The sequence below is a fragment of the Thalassovita mediterranea genome (assembly GCF_001458435.1).
Classification (GTDB): domain Bacteria; phylum Pseudomonadota; class Alphaproteobacteria; order Rhodobacterales; family Rhodobacteraceae; genus Thalassobius; species Thalassobius mediterraneus.
The window spans coordinates 36064-58243 of sequence record NZ_CYSF01000011.1 but is presented as its reverse complement, the minus strand read 5'-3'; the positions used below and the strand labels follow the sequence as shown (position 1 = coordinate 58243).

The window sequence follows — 22180 nt, the reverse complement described above, 5'->3', positions numbered from 1 at the left end:
CGGCGCGCTGCTGGACCGGCTGACACACCACGTCAACATCCTCGAGATGAACGGCGAAAGCTACCGCCTCAATCAAAGCCGCGCCCGCCTCGCCGCCGCTAACAAATGAACCTCACAGAATTGGCCTGACGGCCAATGCGCCTTGGACCGGGCTTGCTATATGAGGGCCGCACGCTCCAAGGCGCTCGCCCCAAACTGGCCGACTTTTGCTCCGCCACAATGGCCGAATTTTACTCCGCCGTTGACACCGCACAATCGGTGTCTCCGTGGACGATCTCGAAGCAGCCGAGGCCAGCTTGGCTGATGATCGCATCCAAGCAGTACAAGTCCCCTATATTCCCAGTGACACCGCAATGGCGAATTGGGCAATCAGAGCTCAGCAGATTGGCAAACTAGTGATCGCCCGAGAAGTTTTCGATGGTGTGGCCACTATTCCTGTAACAGAACGCGCAGCACATATTCGCAAAAATCTACGGCGCTGCACGAACGACCCAGCCGTGGGGGTCACGTTAGTTGGAACCACTCAAATGAGCCATTTCGACGAAATTCTCGGCATGCTGTCCACGCCAAATACAAAACGGGAAACTTCACCCCATGGTTGACAGAAACTTTATACGCGCTGCGTCTCGACTATCTCCGAAAATGGCTTTTTATCATTTAAAACGGATAGCACGAAACAAATTCGCTGTAAAAGCACCGAAAATCTACAAATACTATATCGATAGAAAAGTGGCATCGCTTCCGGAGTTTAAATTCACTGGGCGGGAAAACCTATGCCTCGCCAAGAAAGTTGCGGCTTTCTACGCACCTGAGTATCGTCCGCATGCAGCAGATGCCACAACAGGGGCATTCACTTTGTTCGGTCACCGCTTGGATTTTGGCGCACCTGAAAACATTGATTGGAATGCAAAAATTGAGGCTGAACAAGACTTTCATCTTTGGCGAATGAAACTCGGACATATGGGGGTTGTCTGCCCCATGCTAATAGATGGGAAGCCTGAACAACTTGATGCAGTAAGCAGACTAATTGACGGCTACCTCGAAAGCACTAGCTATCAGCAGCCCGGCGCTTTTACTTCATATCTATTCCCATATTCTGTGTCGCATCGCCTCTTGGCTTTAGTCAGCGGGTTTATCATTGCACATAATAACAACAGCATACCTAAAGACCTTGAAATCAAACTCAAAAACTTCTTACGTTGGAACGCTGGCTTTATATTAAATAACATTGAGCATGAACTAAAAAACAACCATGTTGAACGCAACTTAGCGGCACTTTGCCTTTATTTTGACGCGCTGGATAATGTATCTGCGGATCTGGTTTCTAGTCTCGATCGAAATATAAAGGAGATTATTGAGGCTTGTATTCTTCCTGATGGCCTGCTCGCTGAACGCTCGGCCATGTATCAAGGTCTATCGGTGATGGCATTGATGATTTTTTCAGAAAGCCAGATTTTAAGCCAAGCCACCCGCGCTACAGCCAAAGAGCGCTTAGAGAAAGCTATTCACGCCTGGGCAATAATGACCCATCCAGACGGCGAAATCAGCCTGTTCAATGACAGTTGGTGGGGTGAAGTCCCCCCTATTGATCATATCTTCCCCGACCGCCTTCCTATGAGAAGTCTTGAAATACTGGACTCAGCAGGGTATGCGCGCCTCGCAGGTGCGAAAATTTTCGCGATTTTTGATGCCGGTCCAATAGGCCCTTCTTGGAATCCTGGACACGGACACGGCGATTTTTTGTCGGCGGAAGTAGACTTAGATGGCAAACGCTTCATCGTAGATCCTGGCACCTACCAATATTCAACCGGAAAACGGCGGCTCCATGAACGTTCAGTTCAAAGTCACAATGGCCCCTGCTGGAGGGATGTTAACCCTGTACAATACAACGGCTGCTTCAAGGTCGGAAAGCTGGCAGCTGCTTCATTAGTATTTGATCCCGACAGTACAGCGCTGCAAATTGCAGGTAAACTAGAACTACAAGGAGGCATAGTTCAACGTGAAGTACAATTAACCAACAATGACACCCTTAAATTTTTCGACCGATGGTCAGACAAACCCAAAGCTGCGCAAGTAACTTTGATTATACAAGGTGAATGGGCTTTAGCCGAACGAACTTCAAGTTCTCTGAGTTTTCGAGCAGGTTCAAAACGTGGGATAATATCAGTTGAAACTGGTAGCATAGACAGTATCTATGCTGGGCAATGGGCACGCAATTATTTGAAAAGTGAAGCGGCTACCTACATAGTTTTGAAACCAGATCAGACCAGCTCATCGCGCGGTGGTAGCTTAAAGTGGACCGTTAGACATTTATAGAAATTGACCTGGCCCCTGCCGACCCCTCGTTCATTATGAGAGTCTGCAGGTTGGATTTGGGTATTCTGGTTTCCCGTCTGGCGCAAGCGTGCCGGGCGTGGAGCCCTCAAATTGCTCAAGCGCTTAGCGCGCTTGTTGCAGTGTCTGAGGCCCCGAACGAGGTGTGGTCGATGGATCTCATGGCGGACCAATTGGCCGATGATCGACCCTTCCGGACGCTGAACGTGCTGGATGACTTCAGTCGTGAGAGCGTGGCTATTCGGTCAAAGAGGTTGCTTAACGTCTCGGGATCAGCACCAAATCGCTCTACACTTGGATGGCACAATTCTCAAAGCCGCAAAGGCAGACGGACCAAGAAACGGAGGTTCGCCGCCTTAAGAAGGAACTGGCCCGCGTTACTGAGGAGCGCGATATCTTAAAAAACCGTTCTGGGCCGCTGCCCGCCTGTGCGCCGTACAAACAGCTTGTGTTACTTTTGTTACGAAGGGCAGTTGCCGATGGCTTATTGGTGGTTCTGACCCCGTTAAAAAACGTGGCACATGGGCTGATGCGTACTTGAGAGTGGTGACGGCGTAATCGCGACAATCCCGGTTAGGAAGATGACGAACTTGCATGGTCCACGCCCTTCGTCTGGAACGGAGAAAATGCCATGGTACAAGCTAAGACCGGAGACCACCCGGACCTGAAGATGGTCAATCCCAATGCGGCGGCAATTGATATTGGACCTGTCACGTTTTCGTGCCGCTCCGCTTGCTCACTTATGCAGCCTTTGCTTCGAAGGCCAAGGGGCTTTTCCAGCCGAGTGCTGAATGCCTGCGTCGCGGATTGTAGAAGCAATTGATGTATTCAAAGATGGCGATCTCAGCGTCTCGACGTGTGCGCCAGGAGCGTTGCCGCAGCAACTCAGCCTTGATCGTCTTGAAGAAAGTTTCGACCGCTGCGTTGTCGTAGCAATTGCCAGTCCCACTCATTGATGCCTGGAACCCATGCTGGCGCAGGATTTTCTGGTAGTCGTGAGAGCAATATTGGCTGCCGCGATCGGTATGGTGAATGCAGCCCTTCGGTGGCCGCCGCAACGCAATCGCCATGTTTAGTGCCCGGATGGCCAGATCGCGTTTCATCCGGTTGCTGACGGCCCAGCCAATGACGCGGCGTGAATGCAGGTCGAGGATGACGGCCAGGTAGAGCCAGCCTTCGCGGGTCCACACGTAGCTGATGTCGCCAGCCCATTTCTGATTAGGCGCATCTGCGTGGAAGTCCCGGTTCAACAGGTTCGGCGCGATGTTGAAAGCGTGATTGCTGTCCGTGATCGCTTTGAGCTTCTTGTTCCTCTTCACCTCAATGCCATTCTCGCTCATCAGCCTGCCGATACGGCGATGCCCCACATCAAGGCCCAGCTCCTTCAGTTCCTCTGTCATGCGGGGCGGCCATAGCTGCTCAAAGATAGGGCAAACTGCTCGCGAATATGCGCGAGGACCACCATGTCCTTCCGTTGACTCTGGCTCAGAGGGCGATTGCGGTAGGCGCGATATCCTCGTGGGCTGACACCCATGATCTGGCACAGCCGCTCGACAGGGAGCATGTCCGCGTTCTTTGCAATGAAAGCAAACCTCATTTGCTTCGCTCCGCAAAGAACTGGGTGGCCTTTTTTAACACTTCCCTCTCCTCCCGAAGCATGCGGTTCTCTTTGCGCAGCTCAGCAACCTCGCGTTCAAGATCGGATTGGGCAGAAGGCTTCTCTGGATTGCGCCGATCCTGCTGGATCCAACGGCTCAGTGTCGAGAAACCAACGCCAAAATCTGCAGCAACCTGCTTACGCGGCAGACCGCTCGTCAAAGCGAAGCGCACTGCCTCTGCGCGGAATTCCGGGGTAGGGTTCGATGCCATGATGGCTCTCCTTTGTGGCAAAATACCAAGTCAAAGGAGCGGAACAATTCAGGGACAGGTCCAGAATACGTCAGCGGTCGGCTCCAGACATGGGCTGAGAAAGCAGGGATCGGCTTAATCTACATCCAGCCCGGCAAGCCGCATCAGCGCGGAATTCGTCCGTCCGTTTCAGTCCCATAGTCGGTCTCCTCAATTGTAGAGCAGGCTACCCCCAAAGCGCGGGCATTTTAGGGTAGCAGGTCAATACCAGCCTACCGGACTGAGAGAAGGCGAAGAACTCAAGCACTCAGTAGCCTGAGGTTGGCCAGCAGAGTAAACAAGAACAGATTTTACATACGATCGGCCCGGATAGCGGGGCTGGGTCAAAAGAAACGTCCATCAGTAGAGGCTTTCCATTCTGTCAGCGCAATTTTAAGCCTATCTTTTGTGGCTAGTCCCCGCTCCTCAGCCCAACTTGGTAGAATATTAGTAGAAACCATTAACTTGTTCACTCGATCCGGGTGGATGCCTAAACCCACGATCGATAAAGGGCGAAGCGCGGTAGCCACAATCTTCAATACCTCAGCTGGTACCAGAAATGCGCGTGCTTTAGGAAATGCCACTTCACGAAATGTTTCTACGATTTCCTCTATTGTATAACGATTTGTGTAAGCGCCATTCAGAACCGTTTTCTTTTGATTTACTCGTTCAGCCTCTAATATCCACTCAATCAAGTCACCAACGAAGATGCAGGACTTAATTGTGTCCTTTCTTCCAGGATAAAAGAAAAAACCCTTTTCGAGCATACGCGCCAAACGAGTGAAATTGCCTCCTTCACCTTTCCCAAAAACAACAGCTGGACGTACAATGACCAACTGACCAGAAGCATTTTTATCAAGCCACGTCAGATGTACACTTTCAGCAATAAGCTTGGAATGCCCATAGTCTGAATTTGGTGTCGGCTTAGTGCTCTCATCTTTAGCCGTTTCATCGGGGCCATAAACAGAAATAGAACTAGTAAACGTTATATTGCTACAGCCCGCTTGATCGGCAAACTTAGTAATCTCCACCGCTCCGCGAACGTTGGTATCATAGTACTCCCATGGTTCGTGCCCCGGAGTCGTATGTACAGCAGCCAAATTGTAGATTTTGCTTACCGGCTGATCTACGCGAAACCCAGATAGATCACGAACATCTGCCAGAACATACTGGACACCCGGCAGACGTTCTGAGGGCTCTCGAATATCAGCGCAAATTAACGTCGCTTCTTCTTCCAAAAGCCGACGAAGGAGGTGCCCTCCAATAAAGCCCGCACCACCGAAAACTACAATCGTTTCTCGTGCCATATCGATAACCTCAAAAACACAAATGTATGAAAGTGGAATAACCGCCATTAGCCAGTATGCACATCATGATGTTAACCCACAGATGTGAGATGAGAACAAGCCCCAAATGCCTCCACCAGAACTGTTCGTAAGTTTTTGAGCCATTTGCAACATGAAACGGGCATTCACTTAATCTGAGGTTTCCCTAGATTTCTAGACGCTTTGCTTGATAATTTTGGAAGCAAAGGAAGATGCAAATGTCAGGGCAAATTCGTTACTCAGATGAGTTCAAGGCTAAGGTTGCACTTGAGGCGCTGAAGAATGAACAAACGGTCGTTGAGTTGGCGAGCCGGTTTGGCGTTCACCCGACGATGATCCACGGTTGGAAGCCTAAGCTCTTGGAAGGTGCGTCCGGTGTATTTGTGCGTGGCAGCAAGCAAGCCCCCTAAGATCGACCATGAACAGGTGAAGGAACTGCACGCCAAGATCGTGGGGGAAGCCCGTGAACGCCACCAGTTCGAGAGAACGGGCGTAAGCCGCGGCCAACGATTTTTTGTCCAGAAAGCTCAATCCGTGGAGCGGCAAGTGAGGTGGTAGTTGGTTAAGCCAAACAATCCGGAGCTTCCCATTGGCAAGTAATGCAAGTTACTGTCAATCTCGCGGTCGTCGTTCTATTGCACGCCTAGCGCCTGCACACGTCAGCCGTCTTCTCTCCAGCTTCCTGTTCCTTGATCATCTGAATGATCTGTTCGTCGGTAAATCTCGTCTTCATTTGTCCGTCCTTCAGTTGGACTGACTCTACTCAAAAATGGAGGAGATTAAGGGGCTCAGGTCACGGTCAGTTCACATCCTTTGCCTGGACCGACCGGCTGCGCCGAACCGGCGTGCGCATCTCGATGGATGGAAAGGGTGGGCTCCTCGACAACATCTTCGTGGAGCGGCTGTGGCGAAGCCTGAAATATGAATGCGCTTACCTAAATGCCTATGAGACAAGCTCGGAAATGCGCGGGCATCTGCGAGTGGCTAACTTACGACAATTCCGAACGCCCACACTCGACGCGCGGCTTGTTGCACCCCAATGAGAGCTATACCAGAAAACCTCCCACTGTCGTTCTTCGGTCAAACAAAGAAAAAATCCAACCCGATCAGCAGGAGACGAGCGTAGCCTAATTTTCACACGACCTTGGCAAAACTATTTTGACTTCCGACAACCATTTATGCAATGTCAAGCGCTGCCTAAGCAAGCTCTCGGGTAGAATATCCACTTACAGATTTTCGAAAACAGCTTATCAAACTCGACAAGTCAGTGACCGGAACAACCCACCACGACAGCCACAGTTGCAAACATCAGCTTCAGATCAGTGGCCAGCGATTGTTCGCGGGCATAGCCACTGTCAAATACAGCGCGATCAGAAAAACTGCTTTCATTGCGCACAGACACCTGCCAAGGTCCCGTGATACCAGGGCGCAGGTCATAATAGTCGCGACCGGGATACAGGTCCTGCTGACCATCCATCATCGGACGCGGCCCAACCAATGACATATCCCCCACCAACACGTTCAGCAGTTGCGGCAACTCATCCAAAGACGTTTTGCGCAGGATACGCCCTACCGGTGTAATGCGAGGATCTTTGCGCAGTTTTTGATAATGCTGCCATTCAGCGGCGGCTTCGGCGTTTTCTTCCAGATAGCGTTTCAATTGCACGTCTGCATCCTGCACCATCGTGCGGAATTTCCACATCTGGTACAGCTTGCCATTCCGACCGACACGCGCCTGTTTGTAAAACGGGCTGCCGCCATCCATCATGATCATCAGCGCCATTGGAATGCAGACCAACAACACCGCAGGCGCTGCGATCAAGACCAGGAAGATATCCAATACGCGCTTTCCGAAACGGGCATAAATGCCATGTACTATCTGCGCGTCAGCGGTTGACTGCATTCCGGCGCGGGAAAAAACCTGTACATTTTGTGGCGACACATCAATTTGTTTTTCTTTACCTTCGATAAAAGACATTTTACCACTCGAAGCGCAACTTAGGCGCATTAAATTTGCCAACCCACAAATATTAGCAGCGGATTAAAACGATGAATTTTTATACGGAGATTAGAACCGGCTTACGTTTCGCGCTGTGGTCCACTGCCAGAACGCCATGAGTGCCCCGACCAAAGGCCAGGCAATACAAGAGCATGCACCAATGAACGCGAAAAAAGGTGTAACGTGAACACTTTTCTTCTGCTCTTTGTACGTCATAACCAGAGCAAACAAAGCCGTCACAACATAGACTAAAAGTGCAATATGAAGCAGATCCATCACGTTCTCCAAAATCAACTTGCGAGAGCCAAACTCTGAAAAAAACCAAAAAATATTCTAAAATTTTACTCAACACAGTCGTAAAGCATTGATGAGTGACATTTCAAGCTGTGAATTTACTGAAAAGCAGTATTAATCGTTTCGCGTGCGCGCATAAATCGGCAATCTGATCAATACTCCGCCCGCAATCAGCCCACCATTAGCTTCAATCGGCGAACAACCGGAAGACGAGCAGTCGCCAAAACTCTCTTTGCAAGCTTTGCTGAAGGCGATCTGGCCCGCTGATCTACTACGACTAAGGAATCGAATTCACCAGCCATCAATAGACAGCCTTCCTGCGCGAACACAATCTGGAACATTTAATTAACCGCAGGGACAATCGCCATTCCAACGCTGTAGATTAGAGCATCTTTCTGTTTCTGAAGGACGAAAAGGTCAGGCGTACGAAACACCAGACGCGCGAGGAAGTCCAGCGAGATGTCTCTGGCTACCTACATGCTCTACATTACAAAGCGCTATCTACACACGAAACTACATGTTATCGCCCGTTGACTTTGAAAAACGACAGCTCTGATGAAAAATGCATTTGCCCAGAGAACAAGCGAAACCTCCCCCCATCTATAATGCACATTAGCTTGCTAAATTTGGAATGCGACGGCCTACATATCATGCAATTTACCCCCTCGGAACCATTGCACGATCAGACGGCGCTCTTCAGGTTCCATATAGGTGACGTTTGCCGGCGGCATGGCGTGGGTCACGCCCGCCTGCAGATAGATCTGTTTGGCGGCGGCGGCGACGTCTGCCTCTGTCTCCAGCAAAATACCCTTCGGCGCGCGGGCGATCCCGTCATAATAGGGTTCACGTGCATGGCACATGGCGCAGCGGCCAGGCACCACGTTCATCACATCCTCAAAATGCGTCGCCTCGGCATAGCGCAGTTCAGCGGCGCTTAACTCACGCGCCTCCGACTCTTCGTAGGTGTCCTGCATCAAGGGCGCAGTGGACAGCCACATCACACAAATGAACAGCACTGCCGTGACCAGCCATGTCCACCACTTGTAACCCCCACCCGCGTGCGAGGTGTTGAAGAAGTGGCGGATCGTCACCCCCATCAGGAACACCAGCGCCGCGATGATCCAGTTGTATTCCGTCGCAAAGGCCAGCGGGTAGTGGTTGGACAGCATCAGGAAAACTACCGGCAGAGTCAGGTAGTTGTTATGGGTCGATCGCAGCTTGGCAATCTTGCCATATTTGGCGTCCGGCGTACGGCCTGCCTGTAGATCCGCTACCACGATACGCTGGTTGGGCATGATGATGAAGAACACATTGGCGGTCATGATCGTCGCCGTAAACGCACCCAGATGCAGCATGGTCGCGCGACCGGTGAAGATCTGGTTATAACCCCAGCCCATAACCACCAACATCGCGAACAGTAGCAGCATCAACAGCGTCGGCGTGTTCCCCAGCGCGGATTTGCACAGCCGGTCATAGATCAACCAGCCCAGCGTCAGCGATCCGGCGGAAATCAGAATGCCCTGCCACAGCGCCAGATCGGCCTTGCCCGCGTCGATCAGGTACAACTCGCCGCCGACCCAATAGACCACCATCAACAGCGCCGCACCGCTGAGCCATGTGGTATAGCTTTCCCATTTGAACCAGATCAGATGCTCCGGCATGTTCGCCGGGGCCACCAGATATTTCTGGATGTGGTAGAAGCCGCCGCCATGCACCTGCCATTCCTCACCGTGCGCGCCGACGGGCAGGTTCGGGTGTTTGCGCAGGCCCAGATCCAGCGCGATGAAGTAAAACGATGACCCGATCCAGGCCATTGCAGTGATGACATGCAGCCACCGCACCGCGAACCCGATCCAATCCCACATGATCGCCAGATCTTGCATCTGTTGTCTCTCCCTGAGTGTTGCGGTCAGCCTAACGGGGCCGCATTTCCTTGGATAGATCTGCTATTGCCAAGCAGTTTCAAATATTTCCTGATAATCCGCGCTTACGATCCGCGATAGGTCGAATAGCCATAGGGGCTGAGCAGCAGCGGTACGTGGTAATGCGCCTCAGCGTCTGCCATGCCAAACCGGATCGGCACCTGATCCAGAAACAGCGGATCCTCGCCCGCCTGACCGGTGCTGCGCAGATAGTCACCGCAGAAAAAGATCAGCTCATAGGTGCCGGTTTTGAAGGCATCCGCAGGCAGGATTGGCGCGTCGGTGCGGCCATCTGCGTTGGTCACCGTATCGGCGATTTTCTTGTGCGAATTGCCCGACACACGGTAGAGCGCGATCTTGATCCCCTCGGCGGGGCAGCCACGGGCGGTGTCGAGGACGTGGGTTGTCAGATATCCGGCCATGATCAGCCTCCTTTTCGGGCAGTTTGTTCCGTTCCGCCTATTTTGCGGCTTTTGTCCTCTGTGCAACACAACAAATGCCCAAACAACAGTTTCAAAATAATTGAGAAAGTCTTTGCCCGCGCAACCTTTTATAAAGGTTTCCAAAGTAATCAGGAGATCCCGAATGACCCGCTACCCCCGCGACATGCGTGGCTACGGCCCCAATGCCCCCGACGCTCAATGGCCGGGTGGGGCCAAGGTCGCTGTGCAATTTGTCCTGAACTATGAGGAGGGAGGGGAAAATTGCCTGTTGCATGGCGATCAGGCGTCAGAGGCGTTCCTGTCCGATATCCCCGGTGCGGCGCAATGGCAGGGGCAGCGCCATTGGAACATGGAATCCATCTATGAATATGGCGCCCGCGCTGGGTTCTGGCGTCTGCACCGCCTGTTCACAGGGCGCGATATTCCGGTGACGATCTACGGTGTCGCGCAGGCATTGGCGCGCAATCCTGAACAGGTCGCCGCGATGAAGTCCGCAGGCTGGGAAATTGCATCGCACGGCCTGAAGTGGGTTGAGCATAAGGATATGCCCGAGGACGAAGAGCGCGCCGCCATCGCCGAAGCGATCCGCCTGCACACAGAGGTGGTGGGCGAGGCCCCGCGCGGTTGGTACACTGGACGCTGTAGCGCAAATACTGTGCGACTGGTGGCAGAAACCGGGCAGTTTGCATATGTCAGCGACACCTATGACGATGATCTACCCTACTGGCTGGAACTGGGCGATCAGAATCAACTGATCATCCCCTACACGCTGGAAGCTAACGACATGCGCTTCGCCACCGCGCCCGGTTGGATCACGGGCGAGGATTTCTTTCAATACCTGAAGGACAGTTTTGACACGCTCTATGCCGAAGGCGCGGCAGGCGCGCCGCGGATGATGTCGATCGGGTTGCATTGTCGTCTGATCGGTCGTCCGGGCAAGATCGCGGGGCTGATCCGCTTCCTCGACTATATCGCGGGCTTCGACGGTGTCTGGACCCCGACCCGTCTGGACGTCGCCGACCACTGGACCGCCACCCATCCGCATCAGCGGATCGAGCGCCCGTCCGAGATGTCGCGCGACCGGTTTGTTGAGGTCTACGGCGGTATCTTTGAACACTCGCCTTGGATTGCCGAACGGGCGCATGGGCTGGAACTGGGCAAGGCACATGATTGCGCCGCTGGGGTACATAACGCGCTGTGCCGGATGTTCCGCACCGCCAGCTATGATGAACGCCACGGTGTGCTGACCGCCCACCCCGATCTGGCCGGCAAACTAGCCGCCGCTGGTCGTCTGACGGCGGAAAGCACCTCGGAACAGGCCTCCGCAGGCCTCGACATGCTGACGGATGAAGAGCGCGAGGCGTTTACCGCGCTGAATGATGCCTATGTTGCCAAACACGGTTTCCCCTTCATCATCGCGGTGCGTGATCATGATAAGGCGTCGATCATGGCCAACTTCAAACGCCGCATCGACAACGCGACCGAGGTGGAATTTGACGAGGCCTGCAAACAGGTCGAACGCATTGCCGAGTTTCGTTTGATGGACCTGCTGCCATGACGACCCTGCACCTGCAACCACTGACAGCCGCCGCCTTCGCCCCCTTCGGCGATGTGATTGAGGTTGCGGGTGAGGCGGATAAGATCATCAATCAGGGCATGTGCGGCCGTCACCACGATCTGGCCGCCCTTGATTTCGGCCCCGGACGCGCAGGGATCAGCCTGTTTGACGCCAAGGCCCGCGCCCTGCCCTACACCCTCGATCTGATGGAACGCCACCCGCTGGGATCGCAGGCGTTTATCCCGCTGGATAATGTGCCGATGATTGTCACCGTCGCGCCGGATGCAGACGGGCAACCGGGCACGCCGCAGGCCTTCCTCAGCCAGCCGGGACAATCCATCAACATACACCGCAATGTTTGGCACGGTGTACTGGCGCCCCTTGGCGCCGCTGGTCGCTATGTGGTCGTCGATCACATCAGCGATTTGCCAAACCTCGAAGAGCATTGGTTTGAGGAGGGTTATACCATCCAAAACTAGTGCCCATTGGGCCCAGTCTGGCGTCAGATCGGACGGGCCACAGCCAATCAGTAGGGAGATTGCAAAATGGCTGAGACAACAGGGACATATAGTGACCCAAATACCACCCCCCCATTGGCGCAGGCCGTGCCGCTGGGGTTGCAACACGTTTTGGCAATGTTTGCCTCTAACGTGACCCCGTCGATCATCGTGGCCGGTGCGGCGGGTCTGGCCTTTGGTGGGCCGGAACAGATTTACCTGATCCAAATGGCGATGCTGTTTGCCGGTATCGCGACGCTGTTTCAAACCGTTGGCATTGGCCCCGTTGGTGCGCGTCTGCCGATCATGCAGGGCACCAGCTTTGCCTTCGTTGGGGTTTTGGCCGGTGTGGCCGCGACCCAAGGTCTGGGCGTGGCGCTGACTGCCTGTATCATCGGTGGTGTGATCCATTTTTGCCTTGGTGCGTTTATCGGCAAGCTGCGCTGGCTGTTCCCGCCGCTGGTCACCGGTCTGGTGATCCTGGCCATCGGTCTGTACCTGATCCCCGTGGCGATCAAATACGCCGCCGGTGGCGCCGCCAAATTCCAGATGGAGGCAGAAAGCTTCGGCTCGCTCATGCATTGGTCGGTGGCGCTGACTGTGGTGATCGTGGCACTGGGCGTGAAGTTTTTCACCAAAGGCATGCTGTCCAACGCCGCCATCCTGATTGGCCTGATCGCCGGTTATGTGGTCGCCTATGCCCAAGGTATGGTAAACTTCGGCGCGGTGGCCAAGGCGTCTTGGGTCACCTCCATCACCCCCCTGCCCTATGGGTTCGAGTTTAGCCTGGGCGCTGTGATCGCGGTGACGCTGGTATCGATCGTGTCTGCGATTGAAACCGTTGGCGACGCCTCTGCCACCGCCAAGGCGGGCGCAGGTCGTGACGCAACCGACGCCGAGATCCAAGGCGCGACCTACGCTGACGGTCTGGGCACCGCCGTTGCCGGTGTATTCGGCGGCCTGCCCAACACCTCGTTCAGCCAGAACGTCGGCATCGTCGGCATGACCGGCATCATGAGCCGCCACGTTGTGACCATCGCTGGTGTGATCATGATCATCTGTGGTCTGCTGCCCAAGATTGGTGCGGTGATCGCATCCATGCCGCTGCCGGTTCTGGGCGGTGGTGTGATCGTGATGTTCGGCATGGTGGCCTCTGCCGGTCTGAACGTCCTGACAGAGGTGAAGATGAACCGCCGCAACATGGTAATCATCGCCATTTCGCTGGCGGCAGGTCTGGGCCTGAACCTGGTACCGACCGCTGTGCAGTATCTGCCCGGTGTGGTGAAAACGCTGATGACCTCGGCCGTTGCACCGACCGCACTGTGCGCAATCGTGCTGAATCTGGTTCTGCCCGAAGAGGACTAAGCCCCTCAGAATAAACACCAAAGGGGGGCTAAATGCCCCCCTTTTCATTGCATGACGCGCTGTCAGATCACCCGCGCATGCGCTGTCCCTCTGGGTCAAAGGCCGGTGCAAACTGCACCCGCGCGCCATAGCGTACACCAGCGATATCTACCTCAACCTCAGCCCCGTGCGGCGCACCCCCATCAGGCCAATGCACATAGGCCAAGGCCACAGGCCGACCGATGCGATAGCCGAAACAGGCGGTTGTGGTATGGCCGATAATTTGATTGCCCAGCAGGATCGGTTCATGACCCAAAGGCACCGCCGCCGCGTCCTGCAAAATCACCGTCATCAAGCGGCGCTTTGCCTGCGCACGTCGTTCAGTCAGAGCTGCGGCACCGATGAAATCCTTGGTTTTCGCCACCATCGCATCCACCCCAACCTCAATCGGGCTGACATCACTGTCCAGCTCGTGGCCCATTGCGGCAAATCCCTTTTCCACCCGCATCGCTGTCTGTGCAAACATCCCTGCCGGTACAGCCCCCGCGCCAACCAGTGCTGCGTAGACCTGTCGCACATCACCCACACGCATCGTCAGTTCCCAACCCGCTTCGCCCACATAGGACATGCGCACGCCGCGAACCCGGCATCCGGCAATTTCGGCCACCCCATGTTTGAAGTAACCCAGATCCAACAGCCCCCCTGCCCCCAACTCCTCCGCAATCCGCACCGCATCTGGCCCCATCAGACCCAGAACGGCAAACTCTTCGGTCACATCGCTGATCGTGACATCAAATCCATCTGCATGACGCCGAAACCACGCCAGATCCCGCTTGATCGCATTGGTCCCGACAAACAGTCGATAATGATCCTCAGCAATCCGGTGGGCGGTGATATCGCTCTCATAGGTGCCGCGTTCGTTCAGGACAGCGGTGTAGATCGCGCTGCCCGGTGCCTTGGCCATGTTCATCGCACAGGTGTGCTGCAAAAACGCCTCGGCCTCCGTGCCACGCACCTCGATCTTGCCAAAGGGGGAGGCGTCAAAGATCGCCGCGCCTTCATGGGCGGCGCGCACCTCCTCAGCGACATTCTGGAACCAATCGGGCTGGCCAAAGGTCATGCGCGGCTCAGCGGTTTTGCCGAAATACAGTGGCCGTTCCCAGCCATAGACCTGCCCGAAATGCGCCCCCGCCGCCTGATATTCACCCGCCAACGGCAAGGCCCGCAGATTGCGCGCCGTCTTCAGCTGGCGCCCGGGGTAAGCAATTTCATAGTGGGTGCCCAAAATCTCGGGCGCGCGGGCCATCAGATGATCTAAGGAGTTGTAAACAGGCGCAAATCGCTTGGCGTCCGCCTCACCCAAATCATAGGCGGTGTGCCCATGCACAATCGCATGCGCCAGGTTCATCCCCGCCCCACCACCAGAGGCAAGACCGACCGAATTCATCCCGCACCCCAGAAACAAACCGCGCGTTTCGGCGGTTTCGCCCAACATGAACATACCATCCGGCGTGAAGCTTTCCGGCCCATTCAGCAGCATCTTCACCTCAGCCGTTTCCAACGCGGGCAAACGGTGCAGCGCGTTCATCATCATCGGCTCAAAGTGATCCCAATCCTCACCCAGCAGACCAAACTCGAAATTTTCGTCCAGAATGCCCGGTTTGATCGGCTTGCCCATCGGTTCGAAACAGCCCACCAGCAATCCACCGCTGTCATCACGAATGTAGAGGTGGTTATCGTGATCCGACAGCGTGGGCATGTTGCCACTGATCCCGTCTACCGGTTTGGTCAGCAGGTAGAAATGTTCGCAGGCCAGCGCCGGCACCTCGGCCCCCGCCATGGCCCCCACCTCGCGCGACCACAGGCCAGCACACAGCGCAATCGCATCACACATCACCGTGCCTTGGGTGGTTTCAACCCCCACCACCTTGCCCCGCTCCGTCAGGATGCCGGTCACACCGGTCTGTTCAAAAATCCGCGCGCCCAGACCCTTGGCCGCCTTCACCAATGCAGCGCAAACGTCCGATGGGGACACACGCCCATCATCCGGTGACCACACCGCACCAATGACGTCCTCCGCATTCATCAAGGGCCAACGCTCCTGCGCCTCCGCAGGAGAGATCGAGCGCGCCCGCACACCATAGGCATGCGCCAGTGCCTCTTGGCGTTTGATATGGGTCAGGCGATAGGGGTTGGTGGCAATGCTCAGACTGCCCTTTTGGATCCAGCCGACATTCTGCCCGGTTTCCCGTTCCAACTGCGCATATAGGTCCACGGAATACTGGATCATCCGCGTCAGGTTCTGCGAATGGCGCAGCGCCCGTACTTGCGCCGCCGAATGCCATGTTGTGCCACTGGTCAAGGTGTTGCGTTCGATCAGGATCGCATCGCTGACGCCCATCTTGGCCAGATGGTACAGGGTCGAACACCCCATAATGCCGCCACCGATGACGACCACGGATGCGTGTGAAGGAAGGGACATCTGCATATCTCTCTGAATGTCAAAGCTGCCACAGCATGTCTGAAAAAATCAGATGTCCTCAATTTACTTTTGTCAGAACATTTGTTCTTTTCACCTCATGGACCAGAACCACAAAACCCGCCTGCTGACCCGCCTAAGGGGTGAAATCGATACGCTGTCACCGCGGCTGAAGGCGGTGGCGAAATACATCCTCGATAACCCTAGCGATTTCGGCATGGATCCGATCCGCGTCACCGCAGACCGTATCGGGGTAAGCCCAAATTCACTGGTACGATTGGCAGAGCGTATGGGCTACCCGGGGTTTGAGGCGTTTCGCGCCCCCTTTCGCAGTGCCCTGATCACCGACGGCGCCGCGCAACAGGGCGAGGTATGGATCGACGCCCTGCAGGCCGGAACCGATCTGGCCCGCGCGCAGGCGCAGTTTGCCCAGAACGAAATCAACATCGTGACCCGTTCCCTGCGCCTGATGACCGAGGACAAGATCAACGCCGCCCTCACCCGCATGCTGTCCGCGCGGCAGGTGTTCGTCACCGCGACACGGGCCAGCTACGCAATGGCGCACTATTTTCACTATGTCGGACGCATGGCGCTGCCCTCATTGCAGCTGATCCCGCGCCATATGGGATCGGCGGTGGATGAATTGTTAGAGGTGAATGATCAAGATGTTCTGATTGCGATCACCTTTGCCCCCTATTCAGCGGACACCATTCAGGCGATGCGTTTCGCCCGCGACCGCGGCGCGCAGATTATTCTGATTTCCGACAGCGACGTGATCGCCCCCAACGTCGATCCCGATGTCACCTTCGCCATCGCCACCCAGTCGCAACACCAGTTCGGCTGCTACGGCGGCGCGATGGCGGTTTTGGAATGCCTGATCAGTCATCTGATTGCGGCGGGCGGCGATGACGCCCACCACGCAATTGAAACCTACGAGTCGCTGCGCGAAGACACGGGCGCCTACTGGCGCGCGCGGACAACGCCAAAACTACGACGCTGATCCGTCAAGCCGCAAATCAACGCGGCAGCGCCCCCGCTGCCAGCGGCATGTGACGGTTCACGTCTTTGTACAGCAGATAGCGGAACGGCCCCGGCCCACCCGCATAGCAAGCCTGCGGGCAAAAGGCGCGCAGCCACATGAAATCACCGGCCTCCACCTCGACCCAATCCTGGTTCAAACGGTAGACCGCCTTGCCCTCCAACACATAAAGCCCGTGCTCCATCACATGGGTTTCGGCAAAGGGAATGACGCCACCGGGTTGGAAGGTCACGATGGTCACATGCATATCGTGGCGCATGTCCGCCGGATCAACAAACCGCGTCGTCGCCCATGCCCCGTCGGTGTCGGGCATCGGGGTCGGCGCGATGTCTTTTTCATTGGTGACGATCACCTCAGGCCGGTCCAGTCCATCGACCGATTGATAGGCTTTGCGGATCCAATGGAAACGGGTGGGCGCGTCGCTGACGTTTTTCACCGACCAGTCGCAGCCCGCTGGGATATAGGCATAGCCACCTTCCGCCAGATCATGCGCCGCACCATCAAGGGTCAACTGCACCGTGCCATCCACCACAAAGATCACCGATTGCACGCCTGCATCCACCTCGGGCCGATCCGATCCGCCGCCTGGCTGAACCTCTGCGATATACTGGCTGAAGGTTTCAGCAAAACCGGACATCGGGCGCGCAATCACCCAAAACCGCGCCTCCCGCCAGAACGGCAGGAAAGAGGTGACGATATCGCTGAACGTGCCTTTTGGGATCACCGCATAGGCATCGGTGAACATCGCACGATCGGTCAAGATCTGGGTTTGCGGCGGCAGGCCACCGGTCGGGGCATAATAGCTGCGGTCAGTCATGCAACGGGTCCTTTGGAAACTCTTACCCCCCATAGAACCGCGCCGACGCCGCTGATCCAAGCGCTTTCCCATGAGGCAACGCCTGAAGCACTGCTAGGGCTTTTTTGATAATCCCCTGCCCTGTCAATTGCCACGGAACACGCGCGAAATTGCCAATTGGCAACTTTGATTTTTTATGCGCTTTTACAGTGTCTTAGTGAAATTTCATTTGCGCCGATTGCCACGCCTTAGATCGGATTAACCTCGGCAAACTTCTTGAAAAACGCCAGGAACGCACGATCCGGGTCTTTTGCCTCGCCCTTATCCTCGGCCCAGGCGCGCCATTCGCTTTCGACGAAGTAGATGTCATAGCCAGGATGGCGCAGACGTGCGGTTTCATAGGTTTCGGTTTTCAACGGCGCCCCCGCGATCCGTGCCGGGCGCGGTTTCAACGATGGCGCAGTTGGGGTGGCTGGCACCACCTGTTCCACACGTTCTTGCGCCCGCACCCGACGTCCGGTCGATGCAAACTGCAACGCCCGTTCCGCCGCACCCTGCCCTGCACCATCCTTGCGCCACCAGCGGATTTCCACATGGGTCACTGACCGCCCTGTTTTCACCGGCGCCACCTCAACCACGTAATCGCTCAACTCTGACACCTCGGCCACCGCCGGTTCAATCGCCCGCATCCGCAAGTTTGACCACGATGTCAGCTTGCCCTTGGGCACGCCCAAAATGCCGCGCAGCGCCTCAAGGGTGAATTTTTCCGACGATTTCCAACGCAGGTTTCCCCGTTTTTGCACCATCTCATAAAGCGTCAGCGCATATTTGGAGCTGAGCGCAAACATCACCTCGCGCTGCAGACGCGCAAAGATAGTGGAATTTCCGATGATCCGGCGCAGACGTGGCGGGATTTCGTATTCCAGCATCCCGTCCTTGCGCAGCCCCTCGACCGATCCACCCAGCAGCTGCACCCGTTCAATCGCCGGTTCGCCATCCCATTCGACCTGCACCTTCACAATCGCGGACATCAGCCGCTCAATCGACTCGCCCACGCGGTCATTGGAATTGTGCGACCCGCGCAGCGCGGATTTAGCGATCACATGGGTCACCGGTTTGTCGATCGCGTCCCACGCGTTTTCCAACAGCTGATTGTAAATGCGTCGATCCGTCAGCGTCAGCGGCGTGACCTCGACCAGATCCACCAGCTCACCGGGTTTGATCAGCGATTCCGCACTGGGACGGGCATCCATCGTGCGGTATTGTTTCGGGGGTTTTGCCATACTGCGCCTCAGACTCGCGCCCCGTTTGCCGGAGTCGCCTACATTGATTTCTTACTTATGTATCAGAAGTCACGTAAGCCGCCAAGAAGATCGTGCCAAAAGGGGATCACCCAATTTGTAAGCTTTAACGTCTCTACACGAATCATCAGTGATTCGCATCGCCTTCTAAATATGGCTTAAAATAGGGTCTATTTCAGCCCAAAGCGCACCCACCCAAAAGGTAAGTTTTCAGCGCCCCCAATCCGTAAGGCCAGCGATCCCGAAATGTAAGCTGAACCGCCCCAATATGTAACGCCAAACACCCGATCTGTAAGGGTTAAGGGTGTAGTGCGTTGAAAAATAACACTTTTCACTGACTGAACGATAGAATCCTAGAATCTTGAACCCTGGTTTTTTAAATTTGGATTTATGGGATATGGCGCATTCGGCCGCGGTTTCGCTGAAATACTCCACGACAGTGCATTTTGCCCCCGATTTATCCCAACCTTCCCCCCTCGAACGTACGAACCTGACGTGGCAGATCTGCAAGGTTCGGTTTTTTCAGGGGTTTGCCTCAAACTTCGCACTTGAGCGTAGACGCCCCAGCATTCACAATAGCTGCAAAACATAATTGAGGCACCCAAAGGGTAGGCAGGAGGGTAACATGACTAACCCTGATTTTCCCATCACCTTAGACGAAATCGAAGCACTGGCCAGCCGCGCAGACGTAGTGATCGACCGGTTGCGCGAACGTCTCTTTGCACCTGACGCGGAAAAACGGCTGGATGTACGTTTCAACGTCCGCACCGCCAGCGAAATGGTTGGTCGTACGGAAAAAGCAATCCGCGACGCCGAAGCAGACGGGCGCCTGCCCGAGCCGGAGAAGGATCCAAACACCGGACGTCGCACAGGCTATTCGCTGGCAGAGGTCAATCGTATGCGCGAGGTGTTCGGCACCCTGCCCCACCGCGCACCGGGTGATCCGGCAACCGTGCTGGCGGTCCAAAACTTCAAGGGTGGGGTTGGCAAATCCACCGTCACCGTACATCTGGCGCAATATCTGGCACTGAAAGGCTATCGCGTCTGCGTCATCGATTGCGACAGTCAGGCCTCCACCACGTCGATGTTTGGTCTGAACCCCGACGTTGATGTGAACGAAAACGAGGATACGCTTTACCCGTTCTTCCAACATGGCGGTCCGGCGTCGCTGCATTACGCGTTGCGGGCGACCTATTGGCCGGGCGTTGCGCTGATCCCGGCGAACCTTGGCCTCTATGATGCGGAATATGAATTTGCCGCGCGGATCATGCGCGAAGAAGGCTTCGTTCTTGATAGACTACGGGCCGGAATAGAGTCTATTTCGGATCAATTCGACGTCATCCTTCTGGACCCGCCACCGGCGCTTGGCATGATCTCTCTGTCGGTGTTGCGCGCGGCGAATGCACTGGTTGTTCCCGCACCGCCCAACAACATCGACTTTGGCTCTACCGCGCACTTCCTGCGGATGATGAGCGCAACATTGCAAGAGCTGGCCGAACACGGGGGTGCGCGGGGCTATCATTTTGTTAAGGTTTTGGCGACCAAGATGAACGACCAAAAAGGCGCTCATCAGGTGATCAAGCGGATGATGGACGCGGTATTCCCGCAGGACATGCTGCAGGCCGTCCTGAAAGATTCCGCCGAAATCGACAACGCCGCCGCCAACCTGCAGAGCGTTTATGAAATCACCGGGCCAGCGGCGCGCACCGAAACGCATAAACGCTGCCGCACCTATCTGGATGCGGTCGGCCGCGAGATTGAGGTGCTGATCCGCAAAACCTGGCCCAGCCATCACGCCGCCCTGCGCAAGGAGGGGATCCTATGAGCAAGAGACACGACGCCGTTTTTGATGATGTCCTCAGCGGACTGCCCACCGGCAAAAAGGCCGAAGATCGCGCCAGCGCACGGTTCCTGAAACGATCCAACACCATGGCCGAACAGGCCAGCGGGGAACGTCAGGAAAAGGTGCTGCGGCTGGTCGATCCGGCGGATTGCCAGATGTGGGATCGCCACAACCGCGCCTATGAATTGCTGACGCCGGAAAACTGCGCCGATCTGATTGACGGGATCAAATCGCAGGGCCAGCAGGAGTTCCCCGCCATCGTGCGCCGTCTGCCTGCGGGGCAGGGGGCGACCTATGAGGTGATCTGTGGTGCGCGCCGTCATTTCGCTATCAGCTGGCTGCGGGCCAACAACTATCCGCAGTTCAAATACCTGATCGAAGAGCGCGAGCTGACCGACGAAGAGGCGTTCCGTCTGGCAGATATCGAAAACCGCGATCGTGAAGATATCTCGGATTTTGAACGGGCGCGGGACTATGCGCAGGCCATAGCGCTCTACTATGGTGGTACGCAGAAGGTGATGGCCGAACGGCTAGAGGTGTCGGCCGGTTGGTTGTCGCGCTATCTGGATCTGGCGCGGTTACCGCGTGAGGTGGTTGGCGCTTTCCCGACAATCCGCGATTTGAAAGAGCTGCATGCGCGGCAGTTGAAACCGATCCTGAAAACCCACCGCGCCGAGGTGTTGGAAGAGGCGGTGCGCATCTCCGCCGACCGTGTCGCTGGGGCCAGTATTGATGCGGCGGCGGTTCTGAAACGTCTGAAAGCGGTGGCCGCAGAACCCAAAGGCGCCAAGAAGCCGGCGCGGATTTTCTGCGGTGATCGCTACGATCAGGGCGTCAAGATGAAGCGCGCGGGCCGCAAAGTGGTGTTGGAGTTTGACGCCAACATGTCCGATCTGGCCCTGCAGGCGGCGCTGGCGCATTTCATCAAGCATTGGCGCGAGTGACGCGGGGCGTTTTGGCAAGTTGCCAATTGGCAATTCTGCTAAAATATACGGCAAAACAGTTGCTTACCTCGGAAATGTGTAGAAAACGGATTGGCAATTGCCAGTCCGTTTTTCTTTGGCCTCGACCTATGGGATCGGACGGGGCATGATTATTCCCAACGCAGGAGAGGGGGCA

Annotated in this window: 17 protein-coding genes and 5 pseudogenes; 13 read left to right on the top strand and 9 right to left on the bottom strand. The window is 55.6% G+C overall.

Going from position 1 to position 22180, the window contains the following annotated elements; all coding sequences use genetic code 11:
* From TM5383_RS16760 to TM5383_RS16995, 5 genes and pseudogenes are all read left to right on the top strand, one after another.
* A partial coding sequence (locus TM5383_RS16760) for an ATP-binding protein (protein WP_231725139.1) occupies window positions 1–109 on the top strand: 109 nt, incomplete at its 5' end.
* Between the two features lie 157 nt (window positions 110–266).
* A complete protein-coding gene (locus TM5383_RS16755) occupies window positions 267–602 on the top strand; it encodes an aldo-keto reductase family protein (protein ID WP_143570348.1) in 336 nt (111 codons plus the stop codon).
* 40 nt (window positions 603–642) lie between these two features.
* Window positions 643–2316, top strand: coding sequence for a heparinase II/III family protein (locus TM5383_RS11160; protein WP_197407398.1), 1674 nt, complete (start codon window positions 643–645; stop codon window positions 2314–2316).
* 146 nt (window positions 2317–2462) lie between these two features.
* Window positions 2463–2576: pseudogene (locus tag TM5383_RS16745) on the top strand (IS3 family transposase); the annotation flags it as partial.
* Window positions 2564–2737 (top strand): annotated as a pseudogene (locus tag TM5383_RS16995) (transposase); the annotation flags it as partial. The pseudogenes TM5383_RS16745 and TM5383_RS16995, both read left to right, overlap by 13 nt.
* A gap of 337 nt (window positions 2738–3074) precedes the next feature.
* Here TM5383_RS16995 and TM5383_RS16610 read toward each other — a convergent pair.
* Both TM5383_RS16610 and TM5383_RS16605 read right to left on the bottom strand, forming a co-directional pair.
* Window positions 3075–4203 (bottom strand): annotated as a pseudogene (locus TM5383_RS16610) (IS3 family transposase).
* Between the two features lie 362 nt (window positions 4204–4565).
* Window positions 4566–5576 (bottom strand): NAD-dependent epimerase/dehydratase family protein, encoded by a 1011-nt coding sequence (locus TM5383_RS16605; RefSeq protein ID WP_231725135.1) that lies wholly within the window; start codon window positions 5574–5576, stop codon window positions 4566–4568.
* A 188-nt stretch (window positions 5577–5764) separates the two neighbouring features.
* Here TM5383_RS16605 and TM5383_RS16740 point away from each other — a divergent pair.
* Window positions 5765–5929 (top strand): annotated as a pseudogene (locus tag TM5383_RS16740) (transposase); the annotation flags it as partial.
* A 260-nt stretch (window positions 5930–6189) separates the two neighbouring features.
* Here the strand turns inward: TM5383_RS16740 and TM5383_RS16600 are convergent.
* Entirely contained in the window at window positions 6190–6279 is a 90-nt protein-coding gene (locus TM5383_RS16600) for a transposase (protein WP_082645467.1), read from the bottom strand.
* Between the two features lie 67 nt (window positions 6280–6346).
* Between TM5383_RS16600 and TM5383_RS16990 the strand changes: the two are divergent.
* A pseudogene (locus TM5383_RS16990) lies at window positions 6347–6596 on the top strand (integrase core domain-containing protein); the annotation flags it as partial.
* A gap of 214 nt (window positions 6597–6810) precedes the next feature.
* On the opposite strand, the gene TM5383_RS11130 reads toward TM5383_RS16990, so the two are convergent.
* The 3 genes from TM5383_RS11130 to uraH form a co-directional block, all read right to left on the bottom strand.
* Window positions 6811–7449, bottom strand: coding sequence for a sugar transferase (locus TM5383_RS11130; RefSeq protein WP_058319127.1), 639 nt, complete (start codon window positions 7447–7449; stop codon window positions 6811–6813).
* Between the two features lie 1031 nt (window positions 7450–8480).
* Window positions 8481–9722, bottom strand: coding sequence for a urate hydroxylase PuuD (locus TM5383_RS11120; protein WP_058319119.1), 1242 nt, complete (start codon window positions 9720–9722; stop codon window positions 8481–8483).
* Between the two features lie 104 nt (window positions 9723–9826).
* Window positions 9827–10183, bottom strand: coding sequence for a hydroxyisourate hydrolase (uraH, locus tag TM5383_RS11115; RefSeq protein WP_058319118.1), 357 nt, complete (start codon window positions 10181–10183; stop codon window positions 9827–9829).
* A gap of 163 nt (window positions 10184–10346) precedes the next feature.
* On the opposite strand from uraH, the gene puuE reads away from it, so the two are divergent.
* The 3 genes from puuE (at window position 10347) to TM5383_RS11100 (ending at window position 13624) form a co-directional block, all read left to right on the top strand.
* Window positions 10347–11762 (top strand): allantoinase PuuE, encoded by a 1416-nt coding sequence (puuE, locus tag TM5383_RS11110; RefSeq protein WP_058319117.1) that lies wholly within the window; start codon window positions 10347–10349, stop codon window positions 11760–11762.
* Entirely contained in the window at window positions 11759–12241 is a 483-nt protein-coding gene (locus TM5383_RS11105) for an ureidoglycolate lyase (RefSeq protein WP_058319116.1), read from the top strand. The genes puuE and TM5383_RS11105 overlap by 4 nt, the downstream gene beginning before the upstream one ends.
* A gap of 66 nt (window positions 12242–12307) precedes the next feature.
* Complete coding sequence (locus tag TM5383_RS11100; RefSeq protein WP_058319115.1) at window positions 12308–13624, top strand: uracil-xanthine permease family protein; 1317 nt, start codon at window positions 12308–12310, stop codon at window positions 13622–13624.
* Window positions 13625–13691: 67 nt separating this feature from the next.
* On the opposite strand, the gene TM5383_RS11095 is transcribed toward TM5383_RS11100, so the two are convergent.
* Window positions 13692–16091: a GcvT family protein gene (locus TM5383_RS11095; RefSeq protein ID WP_058319114.1), complete on the bottom strand. Its 2400-nt coding sequence runs from the start codon at window positions 16089–16091 to the stop codon at window positions 13692–13694.
* A gap of 91 nt (window positions 16092–16182) precedes the next feature.
* On the opposite strand from TM5383_RS11095, the gene TM5383_RS11090 reads away from it, so the two are divergent.
* Window positions 16183–17082, top strand: coding sequence for a MurR/RpiR family transcriptional regulator (locus tag TM5383_RS11090; protein ID WP_058319113.1), 900 nt, complete (start codon window positions 16183–16185; stop codon window positions 17080–17082).
* 16 nt (window positions 17083–17098) lie between these two features.
* Here TM5383_RS11090 and TM5383_RS11085 read toward each other — a convergent pair whose 3' ends face one another.
* A complete protein-coding gene (locus TM5383_RS11085) occupies window positions 17099–17938 on the bottom strand; it encodes a bifunctional allantoicase/(S)-ureidoglycine aminohydrolase (protein WP_058319112.1) in 840 nt (279 codons plus the stop codon).
* A 227-nt stretch (window positions 17939–18165) separates the two neighbouring features.
* Window positions 18166–19200, bottom strand: a complete 1035-nt coding sequence (locus tag TM5383_RS11080; RefSeq protein WP_058319111.1) for a replication initiation protein — start codon at window positions 19198–19200, stop codon at window positions 18166–18168.
* Window positions 19201–19843: 643 nt separating this feature from the next.
* On the opposite strand from TM5383_RS11080, the gene TM5383_RS11075 reads away from it, so the two are divergent.
* Both TM5383_RS11075 and TM5383_RS11070 read left to right on the top strand, forming a co-directional pair.
* On the top strand, window positions 19844–21043 hold the full coding sequence (locus tag TM5383_RS11075) for an AAA family ATPase (RefSeq protein ID WP_058319110.1): 1200 nt from the start codon (window positions 19844–19846) through the stop codon (window positions 21041–21043).
* Window positions 21040–22005 carry a ParB/RepB/Spo0J family partition protein gene (locus TM5383_RS11070; RefSeq protein ID WP_058319109.1) on the top strand — a complete coding sequence of 322 codons (966 nt, stop codon included), beginning with the start codon at window positions 21040–21042 and terminating at the stop codon, window positions 22003–22005. Before TM5383_RS11075 ends, TM5383_RS11070 begins: the two co-directional genes overlap by 4 nt.
* Window positions 22006–22180: the final 175 nt, after the last annotated feature.